Annotated in this window: 25 protein-coding genes and 1 riboswitch; of the genes, 17 read left to right on the forward strand and 8 right to left on the reverse strand. The window is 63.3% G+C overall.

Translation table 11 applies throughout. The features are described from left to right. Nucleotides 1-151: 151 nt before the first annotated feature. From C8C89_RS13020 to C8C89_RS13050, 7 genes are all read left to right on the forward strand, one after another. Nucleotides 152-1,405, forward strand: coding sequence for a DEAD/DEAH box helicase (locus C8C89_RS13020; protein WP_133990244.1), 1,254 nt, complete (start codon nt 152-154; stop codon nt 1,403-1,405). A gap of 87 nt (nt 1,406-1,492) precedes the next feature. Beyond that, on the forward strand, nt 1,493-1,963 hold the full coding sequence (locus tag C8C89_RS13025) for a hypothetical protein (RefSeq protein ID WP_101482004.1): 471 nt from the start codon (nt 1,493-1,495) through the stop codon (nt 1,961-1,963). A gap of 147 nt (nt 1,964-2,110) precedes the next feature. After that, a complete protein-coding gene (locus C8C89_RS13030; protein ID WP_133990246.1) occupies nt 2,111-2,977 on the forward strand; it encodes a response regulator in 867 nt (288 codons plus the stop codon). After that, nucleotides 2,974-3,318 (forward strand): hypothetical protein, encoded by a 345-nt coding sequence (locus C8C89_RS13035; RefSeq protein WP_133990249.1) that lies wholly within the window; start codon nt 2,974-2,976, stop codon nt 3,316-3,318. The genes C8C89_RS13030 and C8C89_RS13035 overlap by 4 nt, the downstream gene beginning before the upstream one ends. After that, a complete protein-coding gene (locus C8C89_RS13040) occupies nt 3,315-4,154 on the forward strand; it encodes an HDOD domain-containing protein (RefSeq protein WP_133990251.1) in 840 nt (279 codons plus the stop codon). The genes C8C89_RS13035 and C8C89_RS13040 overlap by 4 nt, the downstream gene beginning before the upstream one ends. Nucleotides 4,155-4,168: 14 nt before the next feature. After that, nucleotides 4,169-5,632 (forward strand): ATP-binding protein, encoded by a 1,464-nt coding sequence (locus C8C89_RS13045; RefSeq protein ID WP_133990253.1) that lies wholly within the window; start codon nt 4,169-4,171, stop codon nt 5,630-5,632. A gap of 14 nt (nt 5,633-5,646) precedes the next feature. Then, the gene (locus C8C89_RS13050; RefSeq protein WP_166674726.1) at nt 5,647-6,960 is read left to right on the forward strand and encodes an HD domain-containing phosphohydrolase; all 1,314 of its coding nucleotides are present in this window, start codon (nt 5,647-5,649) and stop codon (nt 6,958-6,960) included. On the opposite strand, the gene C8C89_RS13055 is transcribed toward C8C89_RS13050, so the two are convergent. The 5 genes from C8C89_RS13055 to C8C89_RS13075 form a co-directional block, all read right to left on the reverse strand. Then, the gene (locus tag C8C89_RS13055) at nt 6,957-8,285 is read right to left on the reverse strand and encodes an ATP-binding protein (RefSeq protein ID WP_133993352.1); all 1,329 of its coding nucleotides are present in this window, start codon (nt 8,283-8,285) and stop codon (nt 6,957-6,959) included. The genes C8C89_RS13050 and C8C89_RS13055 overlap by 4 nt on opposite strands. Before the next feature lie 87 nt (nt 8,286-8,372). Next, nucleotides 8,373-9,044 (reverse strand): hypothetical protein, encoded by a 672-nt coding sequence (locus C8C89_RS13060; RefSeq protein ID WP_133990257.1) that lies wholly within the window; start codon nt 9,042-9,044, stop codon nt 8,373-8,375. Next, a complete protein-coding gene (locus C8C89_RS13065; RefSeq protein WP_101481996.1) occupies nt 9,041-10,072 on the reverse strand; it encodes an MlaD family protein in 1,032 nt (343 codons plus the stop codon). The genes C8C89_RS13060 and C8C89_RS13065 overlap by 4 nt, the downstream gene beginning before the upstream one ends. Nucleotides 10,073-10,127: 55 nt before the next feature. Next, entirely contained in the window at nt 10,128-10,943 is an 816-nt protein-coding gene (locus C8C89_RS13070; RefSeq protein ID WP_166674871.1) for an ABC transporter permease, read from the reverse strand. 70 nt (nt 10,944-11,013) lie between these two features. Beyond that, nucleotides 11,014-11,880 carry a LysR family transcriptional regulator gene (locus C8C89_RS13075; protein ID WP_101481994.1) on the reverse strand — a complete coding sequence of 289 codons (867 nt, stop codon included), beginning with the start codon at nt 11,878-11,880 and terminating at the stop codon, nt 11,014-11,016. Nucleotides 11,881-11,998: 118 nt separating this feature from the next. Here C8C89_RS13075 and C8C89_RS13080 point away from each other — a divergent pair, with 118 nt between their 5' ends. After that, nucleotides 11,999-13,372, forward strand: a complete 1,374-nt coding sequence (locus C8C89_RS13080; RefSeq protein WP_133990259.1) for an MFS transporter — start codon at nt 11,999-12,001, stop codon at nt 13,370-13,372. A gap of 4 nt (nt 13,373-13,376) precedes the next feature. Here C8C89_RS13080 and ribB read toward each other — a convergent pair whose 3' ends face one another. Beyond that, nucleotides 13,377-14,024: a 3,4-dihydroxy-2-butanone-4-phosphate synthase gene (ribB, locus tag C8C89_RS13085; RefSeq protein ID WP_101481992.1), complete on the reverse strand. Its 648-nt coding sequence runs from the start codon at nt 14,022-14,024 to the stop codon at nt 13,377-13,379. A 95-nt stretch (nt 14,025-14,119) separates the two neighbouring features. Beyond that, a riboswitch (FMN riboswitch) is annotated at nt 14,120-14,270 on the reverse strand. A gap of 185 nt (nt 14,271-14,455) precedes the next feature. Here ribB and C8C89_RS13090 point away from each other — a divergent pair. The 5 genes from C8C89_RS13090 to C8C89_RS13110 all read left to right on the forward strand — a co-directional run bounded on the left by C8C89_RS13090 (nt 14,456) and on the right by C8C89_RS13110 (nt 21,386). Beyond that, a complete protein-coding gene (locus C8C89_RS13090) occupies nt 14,456-17,299 on the forward strand; it encodes an insulinase family protein (protein WP_133990261.1) in 2,844 nt (947 codons plus the stop codon). 93 nt (nt 17,300-17,392) lie between these two features. Continuing rightward, complete coding sequence (locus C8C89_RS13095; RefSeq protein WP_010399555.1) at nt 17,393-17,590, forward strand: hypothetical protein; 198 nt, start codon at nt 17,393-17,395, stop codon at nt 17,588-17,590. 144 nt (nt 17,591-17,734) lie between these two features. Further along, entirely contained in the window at nt 17,735-19,327 is a 1,593-nt protein-coding gene (locus C8C89_RS13100; protein WP_101481990.1) for a methyl-accepting chemotaxis protein, read from the forward strand. A gap of 79 nt (nt 19,328-19,406) precedes the next feature. Next, complete coding sequence (locus C8C89_RS13105; protein ID WP_133990263.1) at nt 19,407-20,276, forward strand: ThiF family adenylyltransferase; 870 nt, start codon at nt 19,407-19,409, stop codon at nt 20,274-20,276. After that, a complete protein-coding gene (locus C8C89_RS13110; protein WP_133990265.1) occupies nt 20,277-21,386 on the forward strand; it encodes a nitroreductase family protein in 1,110 nt (369 codons plus the stop codon). A gap of 78 nt (nt 21,387-21,464) precedes the next feature. Here the strand turns inward: C8C89_RS13110 and pepA are convergent, their stop codons facing one another. Next, nucleotides 21,465-22,298: a flocculation-associated PEP-CTERM protein PepA gene (pepA, locus tag C8C89_RS13115; protein WP_101481987.1), complete on the reverse strand. Its 834-nt coding sequence runs from the start codon at nt 22,296-22,298 to the stop codon at nt 21,465-21,467. A 330-nt stretch (nt 22,299-22,628) separates the two neighbouring features. On the opposite strand from pepA, the gene C8C89_RS26960 reads away from it, so the two are divergent. The 4 genes from C8C89_RS26960 to C8C89_RS13125 all read left to right on the forward strand — a co-directional run bounded on the left by C8C89_RS26960 (nt 22,629) and on the right by C8C89_RS13125 (nt 24,215). Further along, complete coding sequence (locus C8C89_RS26960; protein ID WP_166674727.1) at nt 22,629-22,799, forward strand: hypothetical protein; 171 nt, start codon at nt 22,629-22,631, stop codon at nt 22,797-22,799. 240 nt (nt 22,800-23,039) lie between these two features. Then, on the forward strand, nt 23,040-23,177 hold the full coding sequence (locus tag C8C89_RS26965; RefSeq protein ID WP_166674638.1) for a hypothetical protein: 138 nt from the start codon (nt 23,040-23,042) through the stop codon (nt 23,175-23,177). Between the two features lie 129 nt (nt 23,178-23,306). Continuing rightward, nucleotides 23,307-23,675 carry a hypothetical protein gene (locus C8C89_RS13120; protein ID WP_101481986.1) on the forward strand — a complete coding sequence of 123 codons (369 nt, stop codon included), beginning with the start codon at nt 23,307-23,309 and terminating at the stop codon, nt 23,673-23,675. 81 nt (nt 23,676-23,756) lie between these two features. Beyond that, a complete protein-coding gene (locus tag C8C89_RS13125; protein ID WP_101481985.1) occupies nt 23,757-24,215 on the forward strand; it encodes an acyl-CoA thioesterase in 459 nt (152 codons plus the stop codon). 87 nt (nt 24,216-24,302) lie between these two features. Here C8C89_RS13125 and C8C89_RS13130 read toward each other — a convergent pair whose 3' ends face one another. Beyond that, nucleotides 24,303-25,709 (reverse strand): DEAD/DEAH box helicase, encoded by a 1,407-nt coding sequence (locus C8C89_RS13130; protein WP_101481984.1) that lies wholly within the window; start codon nt 25,707-25,709, stop codon nt 24,303-24,305. Between the last annotated feature and the right edge of the window lie 214 nt (nt 25,710-25,923).

The following is a 25,923-nucleotide window of genomic DNA, read 5'->3' on the forward strand; positions in this document are numbered from 1 at the left end:
GCCTTGCCGTACTAGCGTACTGTCTGCGGCATGGCGCCTGGCCCTGAGCATTTTGTCCGGTTAATCGTACCCTTGCTTTATACTGTCACCATATCCGACCGGCCGCACATTGCGGCCGGTCTCACTTTACGAATATACAAGAAGGCCCGCTATGCCATTTTCCTCACTGGGTCTGATTCCCTCCCTGGTCCGTGCCGTTGACAAGGCCGGCTATGCCGCGCCGACGGCCATCCAGGCGGCCGCCATTCCCGCCATCCTGCGCGGCAGCGACGTGCTGGGCGCGGCGCAGACGGGTTCCGGCAAGACGGCCGCCTACGCGCTGCCGCTGCTGCAGGCGCTGATGGCGCCCGTTTCCGGCCCGCGCCAGGTGCGCGCGCTGATCCTCGTGCCCACGCGCGAGCTGGCGGCGCAGGTGGGACAGACGGTGCACGCGCTGGCCAAGCCGCTGCCCGTCAAATTGAAGATTTCCGTGCTGTTCGGCGGCGTGTCGATCAATCCGCAGATGATGGACTTGCGCGGCGGCGCCGATATCGTCGTCGCCACGCCGGGCCGCCTGCTGGACCTGGTGCGGCAAAATGCCGTGAAACTGGGGGGCGTGTCGCTGTGCGTGCTGGACGAGGCTGACCGCCTGCTCGACATGGGTTTTGCCGAGGAAATCAATGCCATCCTGGCGCTGCTGCCCAAGCAGCGGCAAAACCTGTTCTTCTCCGCCACCTTCCCTGACAGCGTGCAGGCGCTGGCCGACAGCCTGTTGACGGACCCCGTGCGCATCGAGGTGGCGTCCGAACCGCAGGACAAGCCCGATATCGTGCAGCGGGCCATCACGGTCGACGTGCCGCGCCGCACGCAGCTGCTGCGCTACCTGATCCTGCAGCAGCAGTGGGATAGGGTGCTGGTGTTCGTCGCCACCAAGTACGCGGCTGAACACGTGGCCGACAAGCTGCAGCGCGCGGGCCTGCACGTGGGCGCCTTCCATGGCGAATTCAGCCAGGGCACGCGCAGCCAGCTGCTGGCCGACTTCAAGGCGGGGCGCTTGCAGGTGCTGGTGGCCACCGATGTGGCCGCGCGCGGCATCGACATCGCCGGCTTGCCTGCCGTCGTCAATTACGACTTGCCCCGCTCGGCCGTCGACTACACGCACCGCATCGGGCGCACTGGCCGCGCCGGCGAAAGCGGCACGGCCATCAGTTTTGTGACGGCCGATACGGAAGCGCATTTCCGCCTGATCGAAAACCGCAACGACTTGCGCATCGTGCGCGAAGTGGTGGCCGGTTTCGAGCCGACGGAACTGCCCACGCCCGTGAGTGCCGTGACGGATACGGTCAATGGTGGAGTGAAGGGCGCGCGCAAGAGTAAAAAAGATAAATTGCGCGAGGCGGCTGCCAAGGCGTCCGGAGGCAATTAAATCCGCCTTATGTGCGCTGGCCGCTTGAACAGCCAAGTTTCCCGGACTAAGATTATGTTTCTATAAAGCAAGGGGACGGGAATGCACATGAGATTCATCACGCGCGCGGGCGCATGGGCTTGCGCGCTGGCGCTGGCCGGTTGCGCCGGCATGGGCGGGGACGGTAATAATGTCGGTGACACGGCTGGCATGCAGATGCCGGGCAAGACGCCGGCCGATGCGGCCGTGGCCGCCACCTGGTACAACCCGCCCAGCGAATTTCCCGGTATTTGCCTGACCCAGTTCAAGGATGGCCGCCTGCGTTTCGATGGCGGCTTCGCCTTCTATAATCCGGGCCGCTGGGCCTACGATGCGGCCACGTCAGAGCTGCGTTTGCAACTGGCGCCGACCCCTTCGTTGGAACTGTCGCACGCGCAAATCGTGCAGCACCTGAACCTGCTGCGCATCGAGGCGGACAAGAACATGCTGGTATATGGCGTGAAAGCCGATACCAAGGCCATCGGCCTGGGCGGCTTTGTGTTCTACCGCGACACGCCCTGTCCGGCACGGCGCGGATAAGTGGCGGATAAGTGCTATGAAGGAATATTTAGTCGTATAATTTCAGCGCAAGCGGGATGCCGCGCAAGACTCGCAAGACTGTCTCGCGCGACAGCTTCCCGCTCCAGGCAAGCTCCCATATCGCCGTGGCGATGAGAGGATGGTCCCATGGATTTGCACGACGAGCATGGTATGCCAGGTACTGCGGTGCCGGCGGCGGACGCCGTGCAGCAGCCTGCGGCGCAGCCGCGCACCTTGCTGCTGGTCGATGACGAGCCGAATATCCTCGCTTCCCTCAAGCGCCTGCTGCGGCGCGATGCCTACCATATCCTCACGGCCGGCAGCGGCCAGGAAGGGCTGGACGTGCTGGCCAGCCATGCGGTCGATGTGATCGTGTCGGACCAGCGCATGCCCGGCATGCTGGGCGCCGACTTCCTGCGCAAGGCCAAGCTGCTGTGTCCGCAAACCATCCGCATCATGCTGTCGGGCTATACCGAGTTGCAGGCCGTTACGGACGCGGTCAACGAAGGCGCCATCTTCAAGTTCCTCACCAAGCCCTGGGACGACCATCAGTTGCGCGAACATATCGCCGAAGCCTTCCGTCTGAAGGGCATCGACGACGACAATGTGCGCCTCAACGAGCAGTTGCGCGAGGCCAACCTGGCGCTGGCGGCAGCCAATGCCGCCATGCAGGCGCTGGTGCGCCAGCAGCAGCATCAGATCAGCCGCGATGAGGTCAGTCTGGGCATCGCGCGCGAACTGCTGCAATTTCTGCCGCTGCCCGTGATCGGGCTAGACGACGAAGGTATGATCGCCTTCATCAATGCGGCGGCAGCCAACCTGTTCGAGCGGGGCGCGGCCCTGCTGGGCAACGAGGCGGCGCTGGTCTTGCCGCAGCTGTTCGACGGGCAGGACACGCCCCGCCTGGCCGCCATCGATGGGCAGCCGTATGTCGTGGCGATCCATCCCATGGGCTTGCATTCGCGCTCGCGCGGCAGCCTGGTCACACTGAGTCGTCATGGAGTGGATAAATGAGTGAGAGCGTGAGTGAAAGCGGACGCGAGATTTCGATGGAGCAGGCGCAGGAAGGCATGGTGCTGGCGCAGGCGCTGAGCGACGCCGGCGGCGCCGTGCTGCTGGCCCAGGGCGCCACCCTGACGGCGGCCAGCCTGACGGCCCTGCGCAGGCGCAATGTGGAGCGCTGCTACGTCGTCATGGAAGAGACGCTGGACCCCGCCGCGCAGGAGCTTGCCGAGCAGGAACGCTTGCGCCGCCTGGAACGGCTGGCGGTGCTGTTCCGCGCCACGCCGCCCGATTCCTCAGGGGCGCAACTGCTGGCGCTGCTGCAGCGCTACCGGCAGGGGGATGCGGCATGATACGCCTCAGTTTTGAGCACATCGTCCGCCAGATACAGGAACTGCCTTCGCTGCCGGTGGTGGTGCTGGAACTGCTGTCGAGCATGGACCAGGACGACACGGACGTGCATGTGCTGGCGCAAAAGATTGAGCTGGACCAGGCCTTGGCGGCGAAGACCTTGCGCATCGCCAATTCCTCTTTCTATGGCATGCAATCGAAGGTCACCAGCATTCCGCAAGCCGTTTCCGTGCTGGGCTTTCACAGCATCCGCACCGTCGTCACGGCCTGTGCCCTGACGAGCAGCTTCGCGCCGGCGGCAGGCGGCTTCGACTTTCAGGCATTCTGGCGCCATTCGCTGGCCACGGCCATCGCCGCGCGCCTGCTGGCGCCGCACTTGGGTGTCAATCCCGAGACGGCTTTCACGGCCGGGCTGCTGCACGACCTGGGCACCCTGGTGCTGGTGACGCGCTTCCCGGCCGAGCACGCGCTCGTGCGCAGCTACCGCCAGGCGCACGACTGCCAGATGGCCGAGGCGGAGCTGGCCGTCATCGGCATCGATCACGCGCAAGTGGGCAGCGCCCTGGCCGCCTACTGGAAGTTTCCCGAGGCGATACAGCAGGCGGTGGCCGACCACTACGCCATCGACCGCCTGGAGGCGGGCGGCTTGCCGCTGGCCGTGCACATGGCCAACGCCGTCGCTCTGGCGCTCGACCTGGCCGGCGTCGACGACGCGCTGGTACCACCGCTGTCGCCCGCAGTCTGGCGCAACCTTGCCCTGGACGAACAAGCGTGGCTGGCGCTGCTGCGGCAAACGGAACACACCTTCGATGAAATGTCGCGGATCATGCTGGCATGAACAGGATAGAGGCCATGGAAACAGACGCAGGGCAGGCGCTGCCCGCCACGCCGGAACGCCGCCAGGGCGATACCATCGCGCTATCGGCGTTTTTCGATGGCCATCCCGTGGCCACCTTCGCCATCGACACGGACCACGTGGTGACGCACTGGAACAGCGCCTGCGAACAGTTGCTGGGCTTTACGGCCGCCGAGATGGTCGGCACGCGCGAGCACTGGAAGGCGTTTTATCCGCAGCCGCGCGCCTGCCTGGCCGACTTGCTGGTGGCCGACGATATCGCGCTCGGCGAAAACGACCTCTACCTGGGCAAGCTGAAGCGCTCTCCCGTGATCCCCGGCGCCTACGAGGCCGAGGATTTCTTTGCCGATATCGGCCCCGATGGTCACTGGCTGCACTTCACGGCGGCGCCCCTGCGCGACCGCCAGGGACGCCTGGTGGGCGCCATCGAAACCCTGCGCGACGTGAGCGAGCGGCGCCTTGCCGAACTCGCGCTGCGCAAGGCGCACGACAACCTGGAACATCTGGTGGCCAAACGCACGGCCCAACTGGCGGACATGAACGAGCGCCTGGCCGACGATATCCGCCAGCGCCAGATCGCCGATATGGAATTGCGCGAGCGTAACCTGGCCCTGACGGAATTGAACAGCAAGCTGTCGCTGGCCCAGCAAAAGCTGCTGCAGTCGGAAAAACTGGCCTCGATCGGCCAGCTGGCCGCCGGCGTGGCGCACGAGATCAACAATCCCATCGGCTATGTGTTTTCCAACGTCGGCACCCTGGAAGGGTATCTGGACGACCTGTTCAGCATGCTCGACGCCTATGAGGAAGCCGAGCCGGCCGTCGCCGACGCCGTGGTGGCGGCGCGCCTGCGCGCCTTGCGCGAACAGATCGACCTCGATTTCCTGCGCACCGACATTCCGCTGCTGATGGGCGAATCGAAGGAAGGCATTTCGCGCGTGCGCCGCATCGTGCAGGACTTGAAGGATTTTTCGCGCACGGATGCGCACCAGGAGTGGGTCTGGGCCGACCTGCGCCAGGGCATCGACACCACGCTCAATATCGTGAATAACGAGGTCAAGTACAAGGCAGACGTGGTGCGCGACTATGGCGACATCCCTGATATCGAATGCCAGCCTTCCGAGCTGAACCAGGTGATCATGAACCTGGTCGTCAATGCCGCCCACGCCATGGGCGAGGCGCGCGGACGCATCACCCTGCGCACGGGCAGCGACAACGCCAGGGAAGTGTGGATCGAGATCGAGGACACGGGCGGCGGCATTGCGCCCGAACACCTGTCGCGCATCTTCGATCCCTTCTTTACCACCAAGGCCGTCGGCAAGGGCACGGGGCTGGGCCTGTCGCTGGCTTACAGCACGGTGCAAAAGCACCACGGCCGCATCGACGTGCGCAGCAGCATCGGCCTCGGCACCACCTTCCGCATTACCTTGCCCGTGCGCCAGGCGCAGGCCGCCATACCATGACCGAACGGGAAAACATGAGCACCAGCACCGCGGCCGCAGCGCCGACCATCCTGTGCGTCGACGACGAACCGAACATCCTGTCGTCGCTGCGGCGTTTGTTCCGCCCGCACGGTTACCGCGTGCTGACAGCCGACGGCGGCGCGGCGGGCCTGGCCCTGCTCGAGAGCGAGACGGTGGACCTGGTCATTTCCGACATGCGCATGCCGCACATGGATGGCGCGCAATTCCTGGCCCAGGTGCGCCAGCGCTGGCCCGGCACCATGCGTTTGCTGCTGACGGGCTACGCGGACATCCAGTCCATCCTCGACGCCATCAACCAGGGCGAAATCTACCGCTACGTGACCAAGCCGTGGGACGAGAACGATATGGTGCTGGTGGTGCGCCACGCGCTGGAACGGCGCGCGCTGGAACAGGAAAAACTGCGCCTGGAAGCGCTGACGGCCAGCCAGAACGTGCAGCTGCAGGCGCTCAACGCCAGCCTGGAAGCGAAGGTGGCCACGCGCACGCAGCAGCTGAAACACTCGCACGACGAAGTGCAGGCGGCCAACGAACGCCTGAAAGCCACGTTCGTGACGACGATCAAGGTGTTTTCCAATCTGATCGAGATGCGTGGCGGCAAGCTGGTCGGCCATGCGCGGCGCGTGGCGGAATTGTCGCGCAAGCTGGCGCAGGCGCTGGGCTTGCAAGGGCAGGAAGCGCGCGACGTGTTCATCGCGGCCCTGCTCAAGGATATCGGCAAACTCAGCTTGAGCGACGATGTACTGGAACTGCCGGCCAGCGCCTGGACGGGCGAGCAGCTGGCGGCCTTCCGCAAGCATCCGCTGCGCGCCGAACAATTGCTGATGGCGCTCGATGAATTGCGCGCCGTCTCCGTCATCTTGCGCTCGCAGCTGGAGCGCTTCGACGGTGGCGGCTTTCCTGATGGCATGGTGGGCCTGGCCATTCCGCTGGGCGCGCGCATCCTGGCGCTGGCGTCTGACTATGACGGCTTGCAGATCGGCGCCATGGTGCAGCGCAGCCTGCGCGCCGAAGAAGCCCGCACCCTGATCTACGACAGCATCGGCAAGCGCTACGACCCTGCCGTGGTGGCCGCATTCCGCGCCATCATGGAGGAGACGGAACCGCCGGCGCGCGATCTGACCGTGCTGTCGGGCCAGCTGGAACCGGGCATGGTGCTGTCGCGCGACCTGATCAGCCGCGATGGCCTGATGCTGCTTGCCGCCGAACACGTGCTGACGGCCCGCGTGATTGCCCAGCTGTTCGATTTCGAAGCCAAGAATGGCGGCCGGCTCAGCATCCGCGTGTACGCGCCCGTCAAGGAAGGCTAGGGCGCGGCCCGGGCCGTCGGGGGTGATATGGGCAAGTGCACGGTAAAGCGCGTGCCCTGGCCCACTTCGGATGCCACCTCGATGCGTCCGCCGTGCTTGTTGACGATGCCGTACGAGAGCGACAGGCCCAGGCCCGTGCCGCTGCCGACAGCCTTGGTGGTGAAGAACGGTTCAAAGATGCGATTCAGGTGCTCGGGCGCGATGCCGGCACCCGTGTCGCCGATCTCCACCCACACCCAGTCGTCCGCATGACCGCTGCGGATACTGATCACGCCTTCGCCGCTGATGGCCTGGCCCGCGTTGACGAGCAGGTTCATGAACACCTGATTCAGCTGCGAGGCCAGGCAGAGTATCGGCGGCAGTTCGCCATACTGTTTGTCGATACGCGCCTTGTATTTCAATTCGTTGGCAACGATATTGAGGGTGCTGTCCAGGCCAGCATGCAGGCTGGCGACTTGCCAGTCCGTCTCGCCCACGTGGGAAAAATCCTTCAGTGCCTGCACGATGTCGCGCACGCGTTTGAGGCCATCCATCGATTCGCGGACCAGGTCCACCATGTCGTCCTGCAGGAAGGTCAGGTCGGCCTGCGCGCGCACCTGGGCCACGCGCGCGGCCAGGGCAGCGCCGTCGAGCGTCTCGCGCATCGCCGCTTCATACTGGGCGATCACGCCGAACAGGGTGTCGACATAGCCTTGCAGCGAACTCATGTTGGAGTTGACGAAGCCGATCGGGTTATTGATTTCATGCGCGATGCCGGCCGCCAGCTGGCCGATGGAGGCCATCTTTTCCGATTGCAGCAGCTGGTCGTGCGCTTCCTGCAACTTGCTGATCAGTAGTTGCTGTTCTTCGCCGCGCGCCTGCAGCATCGCTTCCATGTGCTTGCGTTCGGTAATATCCGTCAGCGAGCCGATGATCTCGAACGGCACGCCGTGCTCGTCGCGCACCAGGCGCAGGCTGTCGTGCATCCACAGGTAACTGCCGTCGCGCACGCGGAAGCGGTATTCATAGGCGCGCGCGCCTTCGACGAAGATCTGCGCCAGGCTGGAAAAGATGCCGGGCGCATCCTCGGGATGGATGTGGTCGAACCAGAAATTGGGGTCGGCCACCATCTCGGCGGGCCGGTAGCCCAGCACATTCAGGGCATTGTTGCTGACAAAAGTCATCTTGAAGTCGCCGCTGGGTACGGTGCAATAGATGATGGAGGGCGTATTGTCGAGCAGGTATTGCAGACGCACTGCCGTGGCCGCCGACTCTTCATCGCCAGGCGCCGCCCCGGCTTGCCGGCCGGCATCGGGAGTAGAAAGGTCGAAATCCTCGAACTGCATCGTCACACCTCGCTGCTGCACGGCATAGCTGTCATCTTGGCTCGATTATGCCTGATTCTGCCTGCTCCAGGCTCGCCATCGGCACGCTCAAGGCGCCAGCGGCTGCTCCACGATCGCCATGCGCCGCGCGATGCGCTGCGCCGCTTGCGTGTCGCCCGCCTGTTCGGCGCGCAGGCGCTGCACGCCCAGCCACGCCAGCAGAGGACGGCGCCAGCCCTGATCCGAGGCGGTAGCCACGGCCGTATCGAGCAGGTCCGGCGTGGCGCGGCCAGAGCGTAGCAGTACGCCGGCCGCCACCAGCTGCGACAGCGGGTCCTTGATGGCCGCCACGGCGCTGGCGGCGGCCGTGTCCGAGCTGGCGCTGGCTGCCGCCCGCTGCGTTTCCGGCAGCAGGGCGATGTCGGGCCCCTGCGCCTTGCCAGCCAGCCAGGCTGCATACGCGCGGTCGGCGGCTGTCGCGTCGGCCTGCAGGGCGTCAAAGCCGGCACAGTCCTCGAATGCCAGGCTGGCCACGCGGGCGGCGCAGCGCAGCAGTTCGATGCGTGCCACGAGGTCGAGCTTGCCCGTGCCGGCCACCTGGCTGCGGGCGCGCCGGAATTCCGTCTGTTCGACCAGGGTGTTGCCATTCAAGTAAGCCGCCTGAAACCGTTCGACGGAGCTTTGCGCATTCATTTTCCAGTCCGGCACGGGCGGGCCGCTGGAGCAGCCTGCAAGCGCTGTCATGGCCAGGGCAGACAGGAGGGTATGGATATTTCTCATGGCAGTTTGATCTCCGGATTGCGCTTGAATGGCCATTTGCGGTTGATTTCATTGACCAGTTGCTCGACCTTGCGCAGATTGCTTTCCACGTCCGCGCGCAGCGGGCCCAGGTCGGCTGTCGCTACCCTGGCATTGGCGCCCACGGCTTGCGCCTCGACCAGCACCGCATCGACCTTTTTCAGGCTGGCGCGCGTGTCGGCCAAGAGCGCGTTCAGCTGCACGATGGTTGCCTGCGCATCCGTCATGACACCTTTTTCGCCAAATACGCGCGTGTCGGCATTGGCCACCAGGCCATCCGTGCGGCGCGCCAGCTGGTCGGCCGTGACCAGCAGGGCGTTGGCCCGTTCGACCAGCAGGCGCGACTGCTTGTCGTCGCCCGTCAGCAAGCCCATGGCGCCGCCCGGGCCGCTCAATTTGCCGGTCACGGCCTGCACATTGCGCAGGGTGCCGTCGAGCGGGGAATCGGTGCCCGTCAGACTGCCCAGGTTGTTCAACAGGTCTTTGGCGGCGGCCAGCAGGCGGGGGATTTCCGCCGCCATGTCGCCCACCAGCAGGTCGCGCGTGGCGTCGTCGGGCAGCGGCGGGTCCGTCAGGATGCCGCTATAGGCGCGCAGCTTGGCGCCGCCCACGATGCCCCGTTCCAGCGTGAAGATGGAGCTGCTGCGCAGCCAGTGCGCGTCTTTTCTCGGCACATCGATGATGACGCGGGCCTTGCCGTCCGGCGCCAGCTCGATGCGCTGCACGCGGCCAATGGGAAAGCCGGAAAAGGTCAGGTCGGCGCCCACGCCCACGCCGTCCGAATCGTCGGTAGTCAGCACCAGCGTTTGCGTTGCCTCGAAGGCGCCGCGCGCGTACATCAGGTAGACGACGGAGCCGACCACCAGCACGAACATGAAGACGAGCAGGATGGCCGCCTTCAGTTCGGCGTGGCGCACGGGTGGCGGTGCGGGCAGGACGGCATCTTGCGTGAGACCGGCAGGCGCCGTGACATCGACCTGGTCGGGATTGGGGGGCTGGCTCTGGCTCATGGATTCTGGCTCTCGTATGGGTAATTCGGGATCGCTGGCGGTGGCGGGCGGGGCATCAGTAGTAATTGCCCATCAGCGAAGCCACTTCGATCAGCAGGATGACGGAAAAAAGGCGCAGCATTTCGGACAGGCCGTGCGCGGCCCACAGGCGCTTGCGTCTGCCGTGCGGCTCCTCCGGGTAATACGAGGAGGCCAGCGGGATCAGGGCCACGGCAAAGCTGAAGAAGATGACCTTGAGCATCAGGATCAGGGCCACGGCCGGATTGAAGATTTGCCCGACCACGCGCGTGTAGCCTTGCAGCGCCCACGGCGTAAAGCCATAGATGGTGAGGTAGGCGAGGATCAGCGAGGTGACGCAGCTGACGATGGCCAGCATCCACACGGCGAAGATGCCGGACATGACGCGCGGAAAGTATTCGCGGCGCAGCAGGTCGACGCCCTGGTGCTGCATGGTGTCGAGCACGCCACTCGAGCGCATTTGCGCAAACGCAATGCCGTCGGGCAGGGTCAGGCGCAGGGCCACGAAGAGGGCGGCCGTCAGCGGTATCAGTTCCAGCACCAGCACGCGCACCACCATTTCCAGCGCATAGCGCGACAGGCCGTAGCTTTGTGCGCTGACGACAACGATGCGGATGAGGACCAGGCTGACCAGCGCGCAGGCCACGCTGAACCACACGAGATTGGGCGCCGTGTTTGTCACCAGGCGGTGCGCGAGGATGGGGCGGTTGTCGCGGTTATAGCTCGACGGCGACAGGGCCAGCGAAAACACGAGGGTGGCGAAATGCAGCATGCGCCACCAGCTGACCAGCCAGGCCATGGTGGCCCGGTGCAGGCGGCGCAGGCTGATGATGAGGGAGACGGATAGGGTCATCATGGCATCTTAACATTGGATGCGCTCGATACAAGCGATTCCCTGGCCGTGCAGGCGTGCGCGGGCGGCCCTATTGTCCGGCCACGCTGGCGATAATCGCGTCGGCCGCCGCCCGCACGCGTGCCGAACGGTTCAGGTCCGCATGCATGACCAGCCATACGTCGTACGCTTCCGCCCGCTCGGGCCAGATGCGCACCAGTTGCGGGTCGATGTCGCCCAGGTGGGTGGCCAGCTCGGCCACGCCCAGGCCGGCGCGCGTGGCTTCCTGCAGCATCGCCGCCGAATTGACTTCCATGGCGACCCTGGCGTTGGCGACGGGCTCGCCGGCAATTTTTTCTCCATGACGGGGCGTCACGGAATGGTGGTAAATGACGATGTCGTGCCCGGCCAGCGCCGTGCCGCGCACGGGCTCGCCCCGTTCGGCCAGGTAGGCTTGCGACGCGTACAGGCCCAGGCTGCGCTTGACCAGGTGGCGGGAAATGAGGTCCGGGTCGGTCGGGCGCACGCCGCGCACGGCCAGGTCCGCTTCGCGCCGCGTCAGGCTGGCCAGCGCGGGCGCCACGTTGAGCACGATGCGGATGTCGGGGTGGGCCGCGTGCAGCTGCTGCATGGCACGGATGACGAAATGGCTGGCCATGGTGTCGGTGGTGGCCACGCGCACGAGGCCGGACAGGCGGTTGTCGACGCCCTGCATCTCGCGCTGCAGCTTGTCGGCCGCCCGCTCCATCGCTTCGGCGGCCGTGAGCGCCAGTTCGCCGGCCGGCGTGGGCACGTAGCCGGAAGGCGTGCGCAGGAACAGGGTGGCGCCCAAGGAGCTTTCCAGCGCGGCCAGGCGGCGCCCGCAAGTGGCCTGGTCGATGCACAGCAGGGCGGCCGCGCCGCGCAGGGTGCCGGCGCGACCGATGGCGAGAAAGATGCGCGCGTTATCCCAGTCCATGGCATTCCTTATTCGGTTACATGATGCATTTTTGCATCAAGGTGCCGAGTTTATGCCTGTTTACCGCATTGCGCAACGCTCCCATAATGGCTGCCCCGCCGTCACTGCTAGGAATATCATGTCTACCGCCACACCGCGCCGCGCCAGCGGCTTGATCCTGCTGACCCTGGCCTTTGGCTTCGTCATGGCCATGCTTGACGTCACTGCCGTCAACGTGGCCCTGTCCGATATCGCGCTGGACCTGGCCATACCGCTGACGGGTCTGGTCTGGGTCGTCGACGGCTATACGTTGACGTTTGCCGCGCTGTTGCTGGCCGGCGGCGCGCTGGCGGACCGCTTTGGCCCGAAAGCCGTGTACCAGGGCGGCCTGGGCATCTTCATCCTCGGTTCGGTGTTGTGCGGCGCCGCACCCGATGGGCATTTCCTGACGGCGGCGCGCCTGTTGCAGGGTGCGGGCGCGGCCCTGTTCATGCCCAGTTCGCTCAGCTTGCTGACGCACAGCTTTGACGACGAGCGCGAACGCACGCGCATGCTGGGCGCCTGGTCGGCGCTGGTGGGCGTGGCGGGAGCGTCCGGCCCCCTGATCGGTGGCATCCTTGTGCACCAGTTCGGCTGGCGCAGCGTCTTCTGGGTGAATGTGCCGCTGGGCGTGCTGGCCATCGTCATGGCGCAAGTGCTGCTGGCCGCGCCAGCACGCCAGCAGCGCGCCTTGTCGCTGTTCAGCCATGTGCTCGGTGTGGCAGCGCTGGCGGGCCTGAGTTTTATCTTGATCGAAGGCCCAGTGCTGGGCTGGCTGTCGCCTGGCGTGCTGGCGGCGGGGGCATTGATGGTCCTGTCGGCCTGGCAGTTGTTGCGGCGCGAGCGTCGCGGCAGCCATCCGCTGTTGCCGCGTGAATTGTTTCATAGCAGCAGCTTTGGCGCGGCCAATGGCGTGGGCTTCTTGATTAATTTTTGCGTATTCGGCCAGCTGTTTTTATTGAGCCTGTTCCTGCAGCAGTCTGGCGGCGCCGATGCCTTGCAGTCGGGCTTGCGCCTGTTGCCCATGATGGCGGCCTATACGGTGGGGAACTTCATGGCAGGAAGTATTGCGGCACGTCATGGCACGCGCTTGCCCATGCTGTCAGGTTTGCTGGTGGGGGCCGTCATGGCCTTGCTTCTGATGGGCTTGCGTCCGGCTACGCCTTACGCGCTGCTGGCGCTGGGTACGGCTGTGATGAACGTGGCCATCGGCATTGCCATTCCCGCCATGACGGCCACCGTGATGCGGGTGGCCGGCAAGCAGCATGCGAACAGCGCGGCGGCGGCCCTGAATGCCAACCGCCAGATCGGTGCCCTGGTGGGCGTGGCGTTGATCGGCAGCATCCTGCACATGGTGCAGGACTGGTCGCTGCGTTTGCCGCTGGCCTACGCGACGATTGCCGCCGCGTATGGCCTGGCGGCGTGCCTCGTGTACAGACACGTACATTTGCCCAAGGCCGTGGCCGCCGCCTGAGCGCTTACTGCTCGCGCGTGCTGCGCCACTCCACCAGTTCTTCGATGGTCAGGATCGGCATGCCATGCAGTTCGGCGAAGCGCTCGATATCGTCGCCGCGCATCATGCTGCCGTCCGGGTTCATCAGTTCGCACAGCACGGCGGCCGGATTCAGGCCCGCCATGCGCGACAGGTCGACGGAGCCTTCCGTGTGGCCGCGGCGTTCGAGCACGCCACCGGGCGCGGCGCGCAGGGGGAAGACGTGGCCGGGACGGACCAGGTCGGCCGGCTTGGCATTCGGCGCGATGGCGGCGCGGATGGTGGTCACGCGGTCGGCGGCCGACACGCCCGTCGTGACGCCGTCGCGCGCCTCGATGGAGACGGTAAATGGCGTGCCGTAGCGGCTGCCATTGTCGGACGACATGGGCGGCAATTCCAGCGCGCTGACGACGTCCGTGGGCAGGCACAGGCAGACGATGCCGCTACATTCGCGGATCAGCAGAGCCATGGTTTCGTTCGTGATTTTTTCCGCAGACAGGATCAGGTCGGCTTCGTTTTCGCGGTCGAAATCGTCGAGCAGGATGACGGGGATGCCGGCGCGCATGGCGGCCAGTGCGGATTGAATGCGACCTTCCAGGTCGTTGGAAAGCAGGGTATAGCTGTTGACTAACATGGTGAAACGCTCCTCGCATAGGCGAAAAACGCTGCAGGGCAAGCGAATAGACGCAGCCGGCCGCATCGACGGGTCGATGGGACATCGCGTTTACTGCACATCTTCTTTCATCCGGACTATACCGTCGGCCCCGGAATCACACCGGATCTGCTGACCCTGCCAAACGAAGTTTGACAGGCGCTCGCGGGCTTGACCGTTGCCGGTCTTACCGCCGGTGGGGAATCGCACCCCGCCCCGAAGACGTATTGTTGTGCCGGTCCACATGACCGGCGGCAATACTTTAGCACAATTGAAAAAATGTGACAGGGTACTGCTGAGTTTCTTGTGCGGCAAAGCTGCCTGGGGAAAGCCGTCTTTCCTAAGCTGTTTTTAATGGCCGAAAGACGATTTCAGTGTAAGGTACGCCTACTGAATCTTACCGTTGAGAATACATGAAGCTGAGTAAATTACGCCTGATCTCGGGCGCCGTCTTGCTGGCGTGCGCCTGCATGGCCCAGGCGGAAATCCGTTTGAGCGACCCCCTGCCACTGGCACCAGAAGTGACCGTAGGGAAATTGCCGAATGGCTTGACCTACTACATCAAGAAAAATGCCCGTCCTGCCCAGAAAGTGGAGTTGCGCCTGGTGGTGAAAGCCGGCTCCATCCTCGAAGATGACGACCAGCAGGGCCTGGCGCATTTCACCGAACACATGGCCTTCAATGGCTCCACGCATTTCAAGCGCAATGAGCTGATTTCGTATCTGCAATCGATCGGCGTGAAGTTCGGCGCCGACTTGAACGCCTACACGAGTTTCGATGAAACTGTGTACGTGCTGCCGATTCCGACGAACAAGAAGGAAAACCTGGAAAAGGGCTTCCTCGTGCTGGAAGACTGGGCGCATGGCTTGAAATTCAATCCGGCCGACATCAACAGCGAGCGCGGCATCGTGCTGGAAGAGGCGCGCCTGGGCAAGGGCGCCAGCGACCGCATGAACAAGGTCCTGTATCCCAAGCTGCTGAACGGTTCGCGCTATGCGGAACGCATGCCGATCGGCAAGGAATCCGTCTTGAAAACCTTCAAGCCGGAAGCCATCAAGCGTTTCTACAAGGATTGGTACCGGCCCGACCTGATGGCCGTGATGGTGGTCGGTGACGTGGAGCCGAAACAGGCTGAAAAGCTGATCCAGCAGCATTTCGGCAAGCTGAAAAACCCCGCGAAACCCCGGCCGCGCCTGTATGCGGAAGTGCCGCAGCGCTCGCAGACGGAAGCGCTGGTGATCACGGACAAGGAAGCGCCGGACGACACCGTCTTCATCCGCTACCCGGTCCGCGCCGCGCAGGAGCCCGTCACCATTGCCGACTACCGCCGCCAGATGATCGAAAACCTGTACGGCCAGATGCTCAGCGCACGCATGCAGGAATTGACGCAGCAAGCCCATCCCCCATTCATCCAGGGCGGCAGCAGCATGGGCAAGCTGGTGCGTGGCTACGAATCGTTCAGCGCGTACGCCTTGCTGGGCAAGGGCGGCGTGCAGCCGGCTGTCGACGCGCTGGTGCACGAAGATGAGCGGGCGCGCCGCTTTGGTTTCAGCCAGGATGAGCTGGACCGCGCGCGCAAGAACATGCTGCGCAATTACGAGCGCGCATACAGCGAGCGCGACAAGTCCGATTCCTCCGGTTTCGTGGCAGAGTATTCGCGCAACTTCCTGGAGCAGGAAGCCATCCCCGGCATCGCCAATGAATTGCTGTACGCACAGGAACTCTTGCCGCAGGTAACCTTGCAGGAAATCAATGAGACGGTGGCCAGGGTCATCCCCGACCAGCAAAAGAAACTCGTCGTCTTCATGGGGGCCGAGCCGAAAGCGGGCGATACGGCCTCGGCTGTGCCGACACAGCAGCAATTGCTCGACGCGGTGGCGCAAGCCGAGCGGCAAAAGGTCGAGCCGCGCACGGAAAAAGTGCTGGCCAGCAAGCTGATGGATGGCCCGCCGGCCGGCGGCAGCATCGTCGCTGAAAAGTTGAATAGCGCCATAGGCGTGACGGAACTGACCCTGGGCAATGGCGTGCGCGTGCTGCTGAAACCGACGGATTTCAAGAATGACCAGGTGCTGATGGGCTCGACCCGCTTCGGCGGCCAGTCCCTGTTTGGCGACGCCGACATCTACAATGCCCGCTATGCCAGCGCCGTGGTCGGCAGCATGGGTCTGAAAGACCTGGCGCCGCTGGACTTGCAAAAAGTGCTGGCCGGCAAGACGGTCAACGTGGGTGCTTCGCTGGGCGAACTGAGCGAAGGTTTTGGCGGTTCGGCCAGCAGCGCCGACGTGGAAGCCATGCTGCAACTGGTGACCCTGTATTTCCATGACGTGCGCAAGGATGCGGGCCTGTACCAGTCCTTCATCGGCAAGCAGCAGGACCTGGCGAAAAACAGCATGGCGCAGCCGGAAGCCGTGTTTTACGATGCCATCCAGCACGCCATGTTTGGAGACAACCCGCGCGTCGATGGCGTACCGCGCGCGGCCGACTTCGACAAGGTGGGCCTGGACCGCTCGCTGGAGATCTTCCGCCAGCGCTTTTCCAGCGCGCGCGACATGACCTTCATCTTCACGGGCAGCTTCGAGCTCGACAAGATCAAGCCGCTGATCGCCAGCTACCTGGGTACCTTGCCCGTGACCGAGGTGGCGCACGCCTACCGGGACGTGGGCATGCGCCCGGTGGCCGGGATCGTCAAGAAGGACATCTATATGGGCAGCGAGCCGAAAAGCACGATTTCCATCACCTTCAATGGCGCCGCGACGTATTCGGACGAGCAAAAGCTGACCCTGCAGGCGCTGGGCGAGGTGCTGAATCTGAAAGTCATCGAAGTGCTGCGCGAAAAGATGAGCATGATCTATGGCGGCGGCTTCGAAACCTCCATGGGCCAGCATCCGTATGGCCATTATTCGGTGGCGCTGAACTTGCCGACGGGCCCGGAAAACGTGGACAAGGTGATCGCCGCCGCCTTTGCCGAAATCAACAAGATGAAGGCCGAGGGGCCGTCCGTGGCCGACCTGGAAAAGGTCAAGCTGAACTGGATCACGCGCCAGCAGAAGTCATTGCGGGAAAATAATTACTGGATGAACCAACTGATGGGTTCGGTGACGCAGGGCCGTGATCCCGCGCAGATATTGCGCTACGAGCAGCGCGTGCGGGCGATCACGCCGCAAGCCGTCAAGCAGGCGGCGCAGCGCTACCTGGACATGCACAATTATGTGCAGGTGGTGCTGTATCCGGAACGCAAAAATGTTACCTTAAAGTAATTTTTATTGTTCCATTGCAGGAGCGGCGGGGTGGCGAAGCTGTTAAACTGCTGCTGATGAATTTGATCGCAATTTAACAAGCAAGGAAATACGATGGCTAAGAAAGAAGAGCTCGATCCGGAAACCCTGGAATTGATCAACTGGTGTATCGAGGTCGAAGGCTTCCTCGTGGCTGGCGGCGCCACCGTGGCGCAGGCGCAAGACCACATCGAAGAGCAGGTCGAGTGGTTTACCGATCAGTTCTACGACGGCTTGACGCCGGAAGAGGCGGCCAAGGAAGCGCTGGCGTGATCCTCTAAAAACAAGCGAGTAATAACAAAGCGGGCGGTGCCTGCCGGGCATCAGCCTGGTAGCGCCGCCCGCTTTGCTTTTCTGAAAAGATTTCCATATGGAAATTGTTTATAATTCCATGCTTTATTTTCCACCCAGGCTCCCATGACTCTCCGTTCGCGTATTCTTTTATTGTGTTTCAGCACCTTGCTGGGCATCGTCCTCATCGCCTCGTTTTCCCTGTATTCCTTGCGCCAGACCATGATGGCCGAAAGGGTCGAGCAATTGACTGTGCTGGTGGAATTGGCCAACGCGTCGGTGGAAAAGGCGTATGCGCTGGAACAGTCGGGAAAGCTGACGCGTGAGCAGGCCCAGCAACAGGCCAAGCTGGCCATCGGCAGCTTCGTCAAGGATGAGATGTATTACTTTGTGCGCGATTTCAGCACCGACTTGCTGTATGTGCATCCGAATCCCTCACGCATCGGCACGCCGCAAAAGAATATGCGGCAGTCGGGCGACCGCTACCGGGCCGCGCTGGCCAACAGCCGCATCGGCCTGGTGCAGGCGGACGGCACGCGTCCCGGCGTGACTGACCCCGTGGCGAAGATGTATGCCGTGGTGAAATTTGCGCCGTGGGACTGGCTGATCGGCACGGGCACTTACATCGATGACATCAACCACAAGTTCTGGGCCCAGGCCGGCGTGCTGCTGGCCATCGGCGGTGCGCTGATGCTGGTAGTGGGCTCTCTGGCGGCCTTGATGCTGCGCCGTATTCTGGGCCAACTCGGTGGCGAACCCGACTATGCAGCCGCCATCGTGGCGCAAATCGCCCAGGGCGACCTCACCACGCAGATCGATACGCGTCCCGGCGATACGTCCAGTCTGTTGATGGCCATCAAGGCCATGCGTGACAACCTGGCGCATCTGGTGAGCCAGGTGCGCAACGATGCCGATGCCATTTCCACGGCGTCGGGCGAGATCGCCTCGGGCAACCACGACCTGTCGGCGCGCACGGAACAGCAGGCGGGATCATTGGAAGAGACGGCCTCGACCATGGAAGAGATGACCTCGACCGTGCGCCAGAATGCGGATAATGCGCGCCAGGCCAACCAACTGGCCATTTCCGCTTCGCAAGTGGCGACACAGGCGGGCGGCGTGGTGAGCCAGGTGGTCGACACCATGGGCGCCATCAATGCTTCGTCGAAAAAGATCGGCGACATCATCGCTGTCATCGACGGTATCGCCTTTCAGACGAATATCCTGGCCTTGAACGCCGCCGTGGAAGCGGCGCGCGCGGGCGAGCAGGGCCGTGGCTTTGCCGTCGTCGCCAGTGAAGTGCGCAATCTGGCGCAGCGTTCGGCTGCGGCCGCCAAGGAAATCAAGCAATTGATCGACAGTTCGGCCGAGCAAGTGGGCGCCGGTGAAAAACTGGTGGCGCTGGCGGGCGAGACAATGGAAAAGGTCGTCTCCAGCGTGCAGCATGTGACCGATATCGTGGCCGAGATTTCCTCGGCCAGCGCCGAGCAAAGCGCCGGTATCGAGCAGATCAACCAGGCCATCGTCGAGATGGATAACATGACGCAGCAAAATTCGGCCCTGGTCGAGCAGGCTTCGGCGGCGGCGCAGGCCATGAACGAGCAGGCGGCCGGGCTGGCGCAGATCGTCAGCGTGTTCAAGGTGGGTGCAGTGGCGCGGCATGCGGCGGCGCCCTCGCGCGTAGCCGCTGCACCGGCAGTGCAGCGCCGTCTGGCGCGCTAAACCGTCATAGCGGGAACTTGTCGCCCGACCGTCTGTCAAACCATTCTTGGTCCTTCGCTGACGCACAGAAGAGGTAAGCATGACAGACGGTTTTTCCTATCACGCGGCATTTGCCCGCAACCTGGGCTGGGTCACGCAGGCTGAGCAGGACAGTTTGCGTGGCAGGCGCGTGGCCATTGCCGGCATGGGCGGCGTGGGCGGGGTGCACTTGCTGACCCTGGCGCGGCTGGGCATCGGCGCTTTTCACATCGCCGATTTCGACACCTTCGATATCGCCAACTTCAATCGCCAGGCCGGCGCCATGATGTCAACCCTGGGCCAGCCCAAGGTGGCGGTGCTGGCGCAGATGGCGATGGACATCAATCCCGAACTGGAGATCAAGCAATTTCCTGACGGCATACACGACAGCAATCTGGCCGAGTTTTTTGCCGGTGTCGATCTGTATGTGGATGGCCTGGATTTCTTTGCCTTTCCCGCGCGCCAGGCCACCTTCGCCAGTTGCGCGCGCCTGGGCATCCCTGCCATCACGGCCGCGCCGCTGGGCATGGGCACGGCCGTGCTCAGCTTCATGCCGGGCGGCATGACGTTCGAAGAGTATTTTGGCTGGGGCGACTTGCCCGAGGAAGAAAAAGCCCTGCGCTTTCTCGTCGGGCTGGCGCCGGCCGGCTTGCACGGCCCTTACTTGATCGACCCGTCGGCCATTAATCTGAAGGAGCGGCGCGGACCGTCGACCATCATGGGCTGCCAGTTGTGCGCGGGCGCGGCCGCCACCGAGGCGCTGAAAATATTACTGAAACGCGGCAAGGTGATGGCGGCGCCGCATGGCATGCATTTCGACGCCTACCGCAACAAGCTCGTGCGTACCTGGCGTCCCGGCGGCAACCGTCATCCGCTGCAACGGCTGACGATGGCCATCATCAAGCGCCGCCGCGCGGCGCAGGGGGCATAAATGGCACAAGCATTGCTGATCGATCCCGTGCTGGAAAACCTCCTCGACCAGGCGCGCTGGGCGCCCAGCGGCGACAACACGCAGCCGTGGCGCTTTGAAGTCGTGGCGCAGCGCCATGTCGTCGTGCATGGCTTCGATACGCGCAGCCATTGCGTCTACGACCTCGACGGCCATCCCAGCCAGCTATCGCTGGGCGCCTTGCTCGAAAGCATGGCACTGGCGGCCAGCAGCCATGGCATGCGCATGGAAGCGCGCCGGCGCGGCGGCTTGCCCGACACCCTGCCTACGTTTGACGTGCGCTTTGTCGACAGCCCCGGCATGTTGCCCGACCCGCTGGCAGCCTTCCTGCCGCAGCGCAGCGTGCAGCGACGACGGCTCAGCACACGCCCCCTGCGCGCCAGCGAAAAGACCGCGCTGCTTGCCAGCTTGCCGCTTGGCTACACTGTGCAGTGGTTCGAAGGCTGGCGCGTGCGTCTGGCCTGTGCGCGCCTGATGTTCGACAATGCGAAGCTGCGCCTGACCATGCCCGAAGCGCACAAGGTACACCGCGACGTGATCGAATGGGGGGCGCGCTTCAGCAACGACCGCATCCCGGAGCAGGCGCTGGGCGTCGACCCGATGACGGCAAGGCTGATGCGCTGGGTCATGCACAGCTGGCGCCGCGTGGATTTTTTCAATACCTGGCTGGCGGGCACCGTCGCGCCCCGGCTGCAGATGGATTTGTTGCCTGGTCTGTACTGCGCTGCGCATTTCGCGCTGCTGGCCGAGGCGCCGCCGCGCCATATCGACGATTACGTGGCGGCGGGCCGCGCCATGCAGCGCTTCTGGCTGACGGCCACGCAGCTGGGCCTGCAATTGCAGCCGGAACTGACACCGCTGATCTTCTCCCGTTATGTGCGCGAACGGCGGGCCTTTTCGCGCACCGACGGCATGCTGGAGCTGGCGCAGGAACTGGCGCTGCAATGCCAGGCCGTGCTGGGTGCGGTGGTGGTCGAGCGGGCCGTGTTCCTTGGCCGCATCGGCGCCGGCCCGGCGGCCCAGGCGCGTTCCTTGCGCCGGCCGCTGCAAGACTTGCTGGTGGCGCCGGTCGACGCGAGGACGCCTGCGTGAGCGCCAGGCGTTTGCCGGTGGCTGCAGCGAAAAAAGCCGCTGAGGACATCAGCGGCTTTTCAAGAGGACGATCGCATGTCAAGCCTGGCGCTGCCCGCCTTGCTGGCGGCGCGCAGTCATGCCCAGGCCAAACAGGCCGATGCCGAGCAGGGCAATGGTGCCTGGCTCAGGTACGGCTGCCTGAAATAATTCCAGGCCGCCACCGTCGGCCATCGCGATGAAACTGTTGGTCAGGCTGCCACCGATGAAGCTGTTCGTATTCCCGCTGAGGGACTCCAGCGGGAAAAACGGGTTGGGATTGACGAAAAACAACTGTCCTTGCGGCGTCAGCGTGGCGTTAAGCAAGGCCTTGAAGTCGCCTTGGGCCAGGCCGGCGAAAATGTGGGCTTCGCCCAGATCGAGCGTGTAGGTCACGATCGCATAGTCATCCCCGGAGGCGCCGCCCACATTCACTGGCGAGCCTGCTACGTTACTGACTGACAATGACGTGTCCTGGTTGGGGTCGATGTACAGCGTCATGGTCAGGGTTTGAAAGTTGGCGTGGATCCCGCCAGCCAGCGTATCCGACTGGCCGGTAATGGTAAACAAGCCATATATGCCATAGCCATTGAGGGCATTCAATTGCGATGGTACGCTGCCGCCAGTGGGGCTGCCGAAAGCGGCCTTGGTCAGAAAGCCTGTTTGAGTGAAGGGGTCGTTGCCACCACCCAAACCGCCAACGATGGTTTGTTCGACGCGCGCGTGATATTCAAAGCTGATGCGGTCGGCCACAACCTGATTGGCTGCGGTACCGGGGACGGAGCCTTCGTTGACGGTAAACAAAGGACCAGCGAGTGCGGGAGCGCTGATCAGCGCGGCGCTGATGGCGGCCGCGGAGAGAGCGAAACGCAGGAATGAGGACAGTGGTTTCATGGCATTTCCTTCAGCGTGAGGGTTGATTGGACCAGGTCACTGTGGCGGCTGCCTCAGATAACCTCATACGCCCTTGGAGCAGAATTCGTACCATGTAATATTTGTATTTAAATTCAACAGCTTATAAAAACAGGCTTGCCGTTTTTCGCGTTTGTGTAAAAAAAATCGACGTTTTACGCAGCCTTCACACGCGCAGGCTTATTACAGCTCAATTGGCCAATGCAGGCTCATTGCGCGTCCTGCAGCGGGAGTTTTTTCACGTTTGAGTAGTGCGGCTCGCGGGCGCCAGTCTTTTCCGTCATCGGCTACAGTGGGGCAAAGGAGGTCACCATGCCATCACAATTCCGTCCTGCCCCGCTGCGTGCGCACAGCACGCCTGAACCGGATATCCCGCCGCCAGAAGGCGATCCGCTGACGCCGCCGCCCGAACAGCCGCCGCATATGGATCCCGTACCCGTCGAGGAACCGACGCCGCCGCCGCCGCCCGTCAAGATGGGTTAAGAGCAAGTCGTCGCGCACCCGGGCGCACCCAGGCTGGCATGCCACTGCGGCGCGCTGTTTATTTCTAGTCGGAAATGGATTGCGCGGGCGGCGGGATCGCCGCGCCATTTAAACAACAAAAATGCCAATAAACGTTGCCGGGTGGACACAAATGGAGCGCTAACAGCTGTGTGTCATGCGGCCGTCACGATTCTGTTCTTATAATGAGACATCATAAAAATTCTTGTACAGGAGACCATCATGGGCAATTCCTTGCATAACAAAATCTACCTGGGCCGGCGCCCTGTGATCACCAGCAAAAACCTCGCAGCGCTGGCCCTGGCGGGCGCTGTGGCTGGTTGCGGCCTGGCATGGCTGCTGCTGCGCACCTACAAATAAGCGCGCGCCACGCGCATTTTCAGCACGCCGTCCGTGAGGCGGGCGGCGACTGAATCACGTTGCCTGTTGCCGATGCGCAGCGGGGCGCGTACCATGGGGGCCGAACACCTGGCCTTTTATGGAAAAGTAATGAAGAACGAGAAATTAACAACCGATGAATATGACGCGCTGGAGCAAGTTGCACGCGGCATCAAGACCGAGCGCCCCAGTGCTTGCGTTGCCCGCAATGCCAAGCGCCTGTCCGGCCTGAAGCTGCTCAGCTATGCACGCGATGGCCGTTTGTCCATCACCGAGAAAGCACAACAGCTGCTGTTCCTGCGCCGCTGCATCATGGGTTTGCGCGCTGTCGCCGTCGATCCGCTGACCAAGCTGGACTCGGACGTGGCTTATTTCCTGGGCAAGAAAGCCCACATCGTGGCACGCGCGGAAGGCGAGGGCCACGACATTTCCGACAAGGGCCGCGACTCGCTGGCCGATATCGACACCCTGGGCCTGTAAGGTCTGCAGCCGGCCCCTGGGGCCGGTTTTCACATCCCCTCACTTTTATTTCCCCCTTGGAGAACACTTTTGGACAGTGCGATGAACTGGTCGGCCCACGAACTGACGATGACGGTCTTGATGACGCCCGATATGGCCAATTTTTCCGGTAACGTGCACGGTGGCACCATCCTGAAATACCTCGACAGCGTCGCCTACGCCTGCGCCAGTCGCTATTCGGGCAGCTATGTGGTGACCCTGTCCGTGGACCAGGTGATGTTCTTGCAGCCTATCCACGTGGGCGAGTTGGTGACGTTCCTCGCCTCGATCAATTACACGGGCACGACCTCGATGGAAGTGGGCATCCGCGTGGTGACGGAAAACATCCAGCAGCGCCTGGTGCGCCATGCCAACAGCTGCTATTTCACGATGGTGGCCGTGGACGCCAATCGCAAGCCGGTGGCCGTGCCGCCGCTGGTGCTGGAAACGCCGGAGCAGCAGCTGCGCTTTGAGCAAGCCAAGTTGCGCAAGTTGTCGCGCCAGAGGGTGTCGAAGAAATAAGGGCGGCGGGCAATAAAAAACGGCCACCAGAGTGATCTGGTGGCCGTTTTTTATTGCGTGCCGCCTACTGGCGGCATGGCGCCGTGATTAACGGTCGCCGTAGCTGCGGCGTGCGCCGTCGGTGCTGCGCGGGTTGGAACCCTTGTAGCCGCCGCCGGTGCTAGGTGCGCCATCTTTGCGTGGTGCGCCTGGCTTGCTGAACGTGCGTTGCGCTGGCTTCGCGCCGCCACGGTTGTCGCCTGGTTTCCAGCCGCCTGGACGGGCGCTCGAGCGTGGTGCCGACGCCGTTTTCTTAGGTTCGAAACCTTCGATGACATTGACCGGGATCAATTGCTTGGTGAAGCGCTCGATACGCTTGACGTTCATGCCTTCAGCGTGGTTTACCAGCGAGATGGCCAGGCCATTGCGGCCAGCGCGGCCGGTACGGCCGATGCGGTGGACGTAGTCTTCCGGGAACTTCGGCAGATCGTAGTTGAACACGTGGGTGATCGTCGGTACGTCGATACCGCGGGCGGCAACGTCGGTGGCGACCAGCACTTTGACCTGGCCGCGACGCATGCCGTCCAGGGTGCGGTTGCGTGCGCCCTGATGCATGTCGCCGTGCAAGGCGGCAGCGGAGAAGCCGGCGATGTTCAGACGGTCAGCGATGGTGTCTGCGTCACGCTTGGTGGCGGTGAACACAACAGCCTGGTCCAGCGTTTCGTCGCGCAGCAGGTGGTCCAGCAGGCGATTCTTGTGCGACAGATCGTCGACGAAGTGGACGCGCTGGGTGATGTTTTCATGCTTGTTCGACGAACCGGCGATCTGGATGACCAGCGGGTTTTTCGTGATGCGGCGGGCCATGTTGCCAACCACGCCGTCCAGCGTTGCCGAGAACAGCATGGTTTGACGGCCTTCTGGCGTCGCTTCCACGATTTTTTCGATGTCATCGATGAAACCCATGTCCAGCATGCGGTCGGCTTCGTCCAGCACCAGGATTTCCAGTTGCGAGAAGTCGATCTTGCCCGAATCCATGTGGTCGATCAGACGGCCTGGGGTGGCGACCAGAATCTCTGGATTCTTGGCCAGCAATTGCATCTGTTTAGGGTAAGGCATGCCACCCAGAATCGACACAGCCTTGATGCGGCGGATGCCGGTGCTGTACTTGTCGGTGTTGGTGGTCACTTGCAGGGCCAGTTCGCGCGTTGGCGTCAGGACCAGCATTTTTGGCTGGGCAGCCTTGAAGCGTGGACGCTCGCCGCGGGCGCGCGATGCTTGCATTTCCTGGTTCGGCGTCTTGCCGGCGGCGCTTTGTTCGGCGCTGGCCAGTTTGTGCAACGACGGCAGCATGAAAGCTGCGGTCTTGCCCGAACCGGTCTGCGACGAGACCAGCAGGTCACGGCCTTCGATCGCGGCTGGAATCGCTTGCGACTGTACCGCGGTTGGCGCGGTGTAGCCCGATTCGGTCAGAGCGGCGATGATGGACGGATGCAGGCCTAAGGATTCAAATGTCATTCTTTTCTTTCGTAAAAATCAGCGTTCTTGCAAAAAGCAGAACGCAAAATAGCAACGCCAACCAAAACGAAATGACTCAACTAGAAAGAAATTTCGGCACAAAAGCTTTGCGCCGGGACGGTGTCAGGTGCGACACACAAGGCGGGAGGGCTTTATAAGCGGCATCCTGTGGATGCGCTAAGGCTTGCGAAGCTGCTAAGTTTGTAGTGCGATT

The organism is Janthinobacterium sp. 75, from assembly GCF_004365495.1.
Lineage (GTDB): Bacteria > Pseudomonadota > Gammaproteobacteria > Burkholderiales > Burkholderiaceae_D > Janthinobacterium.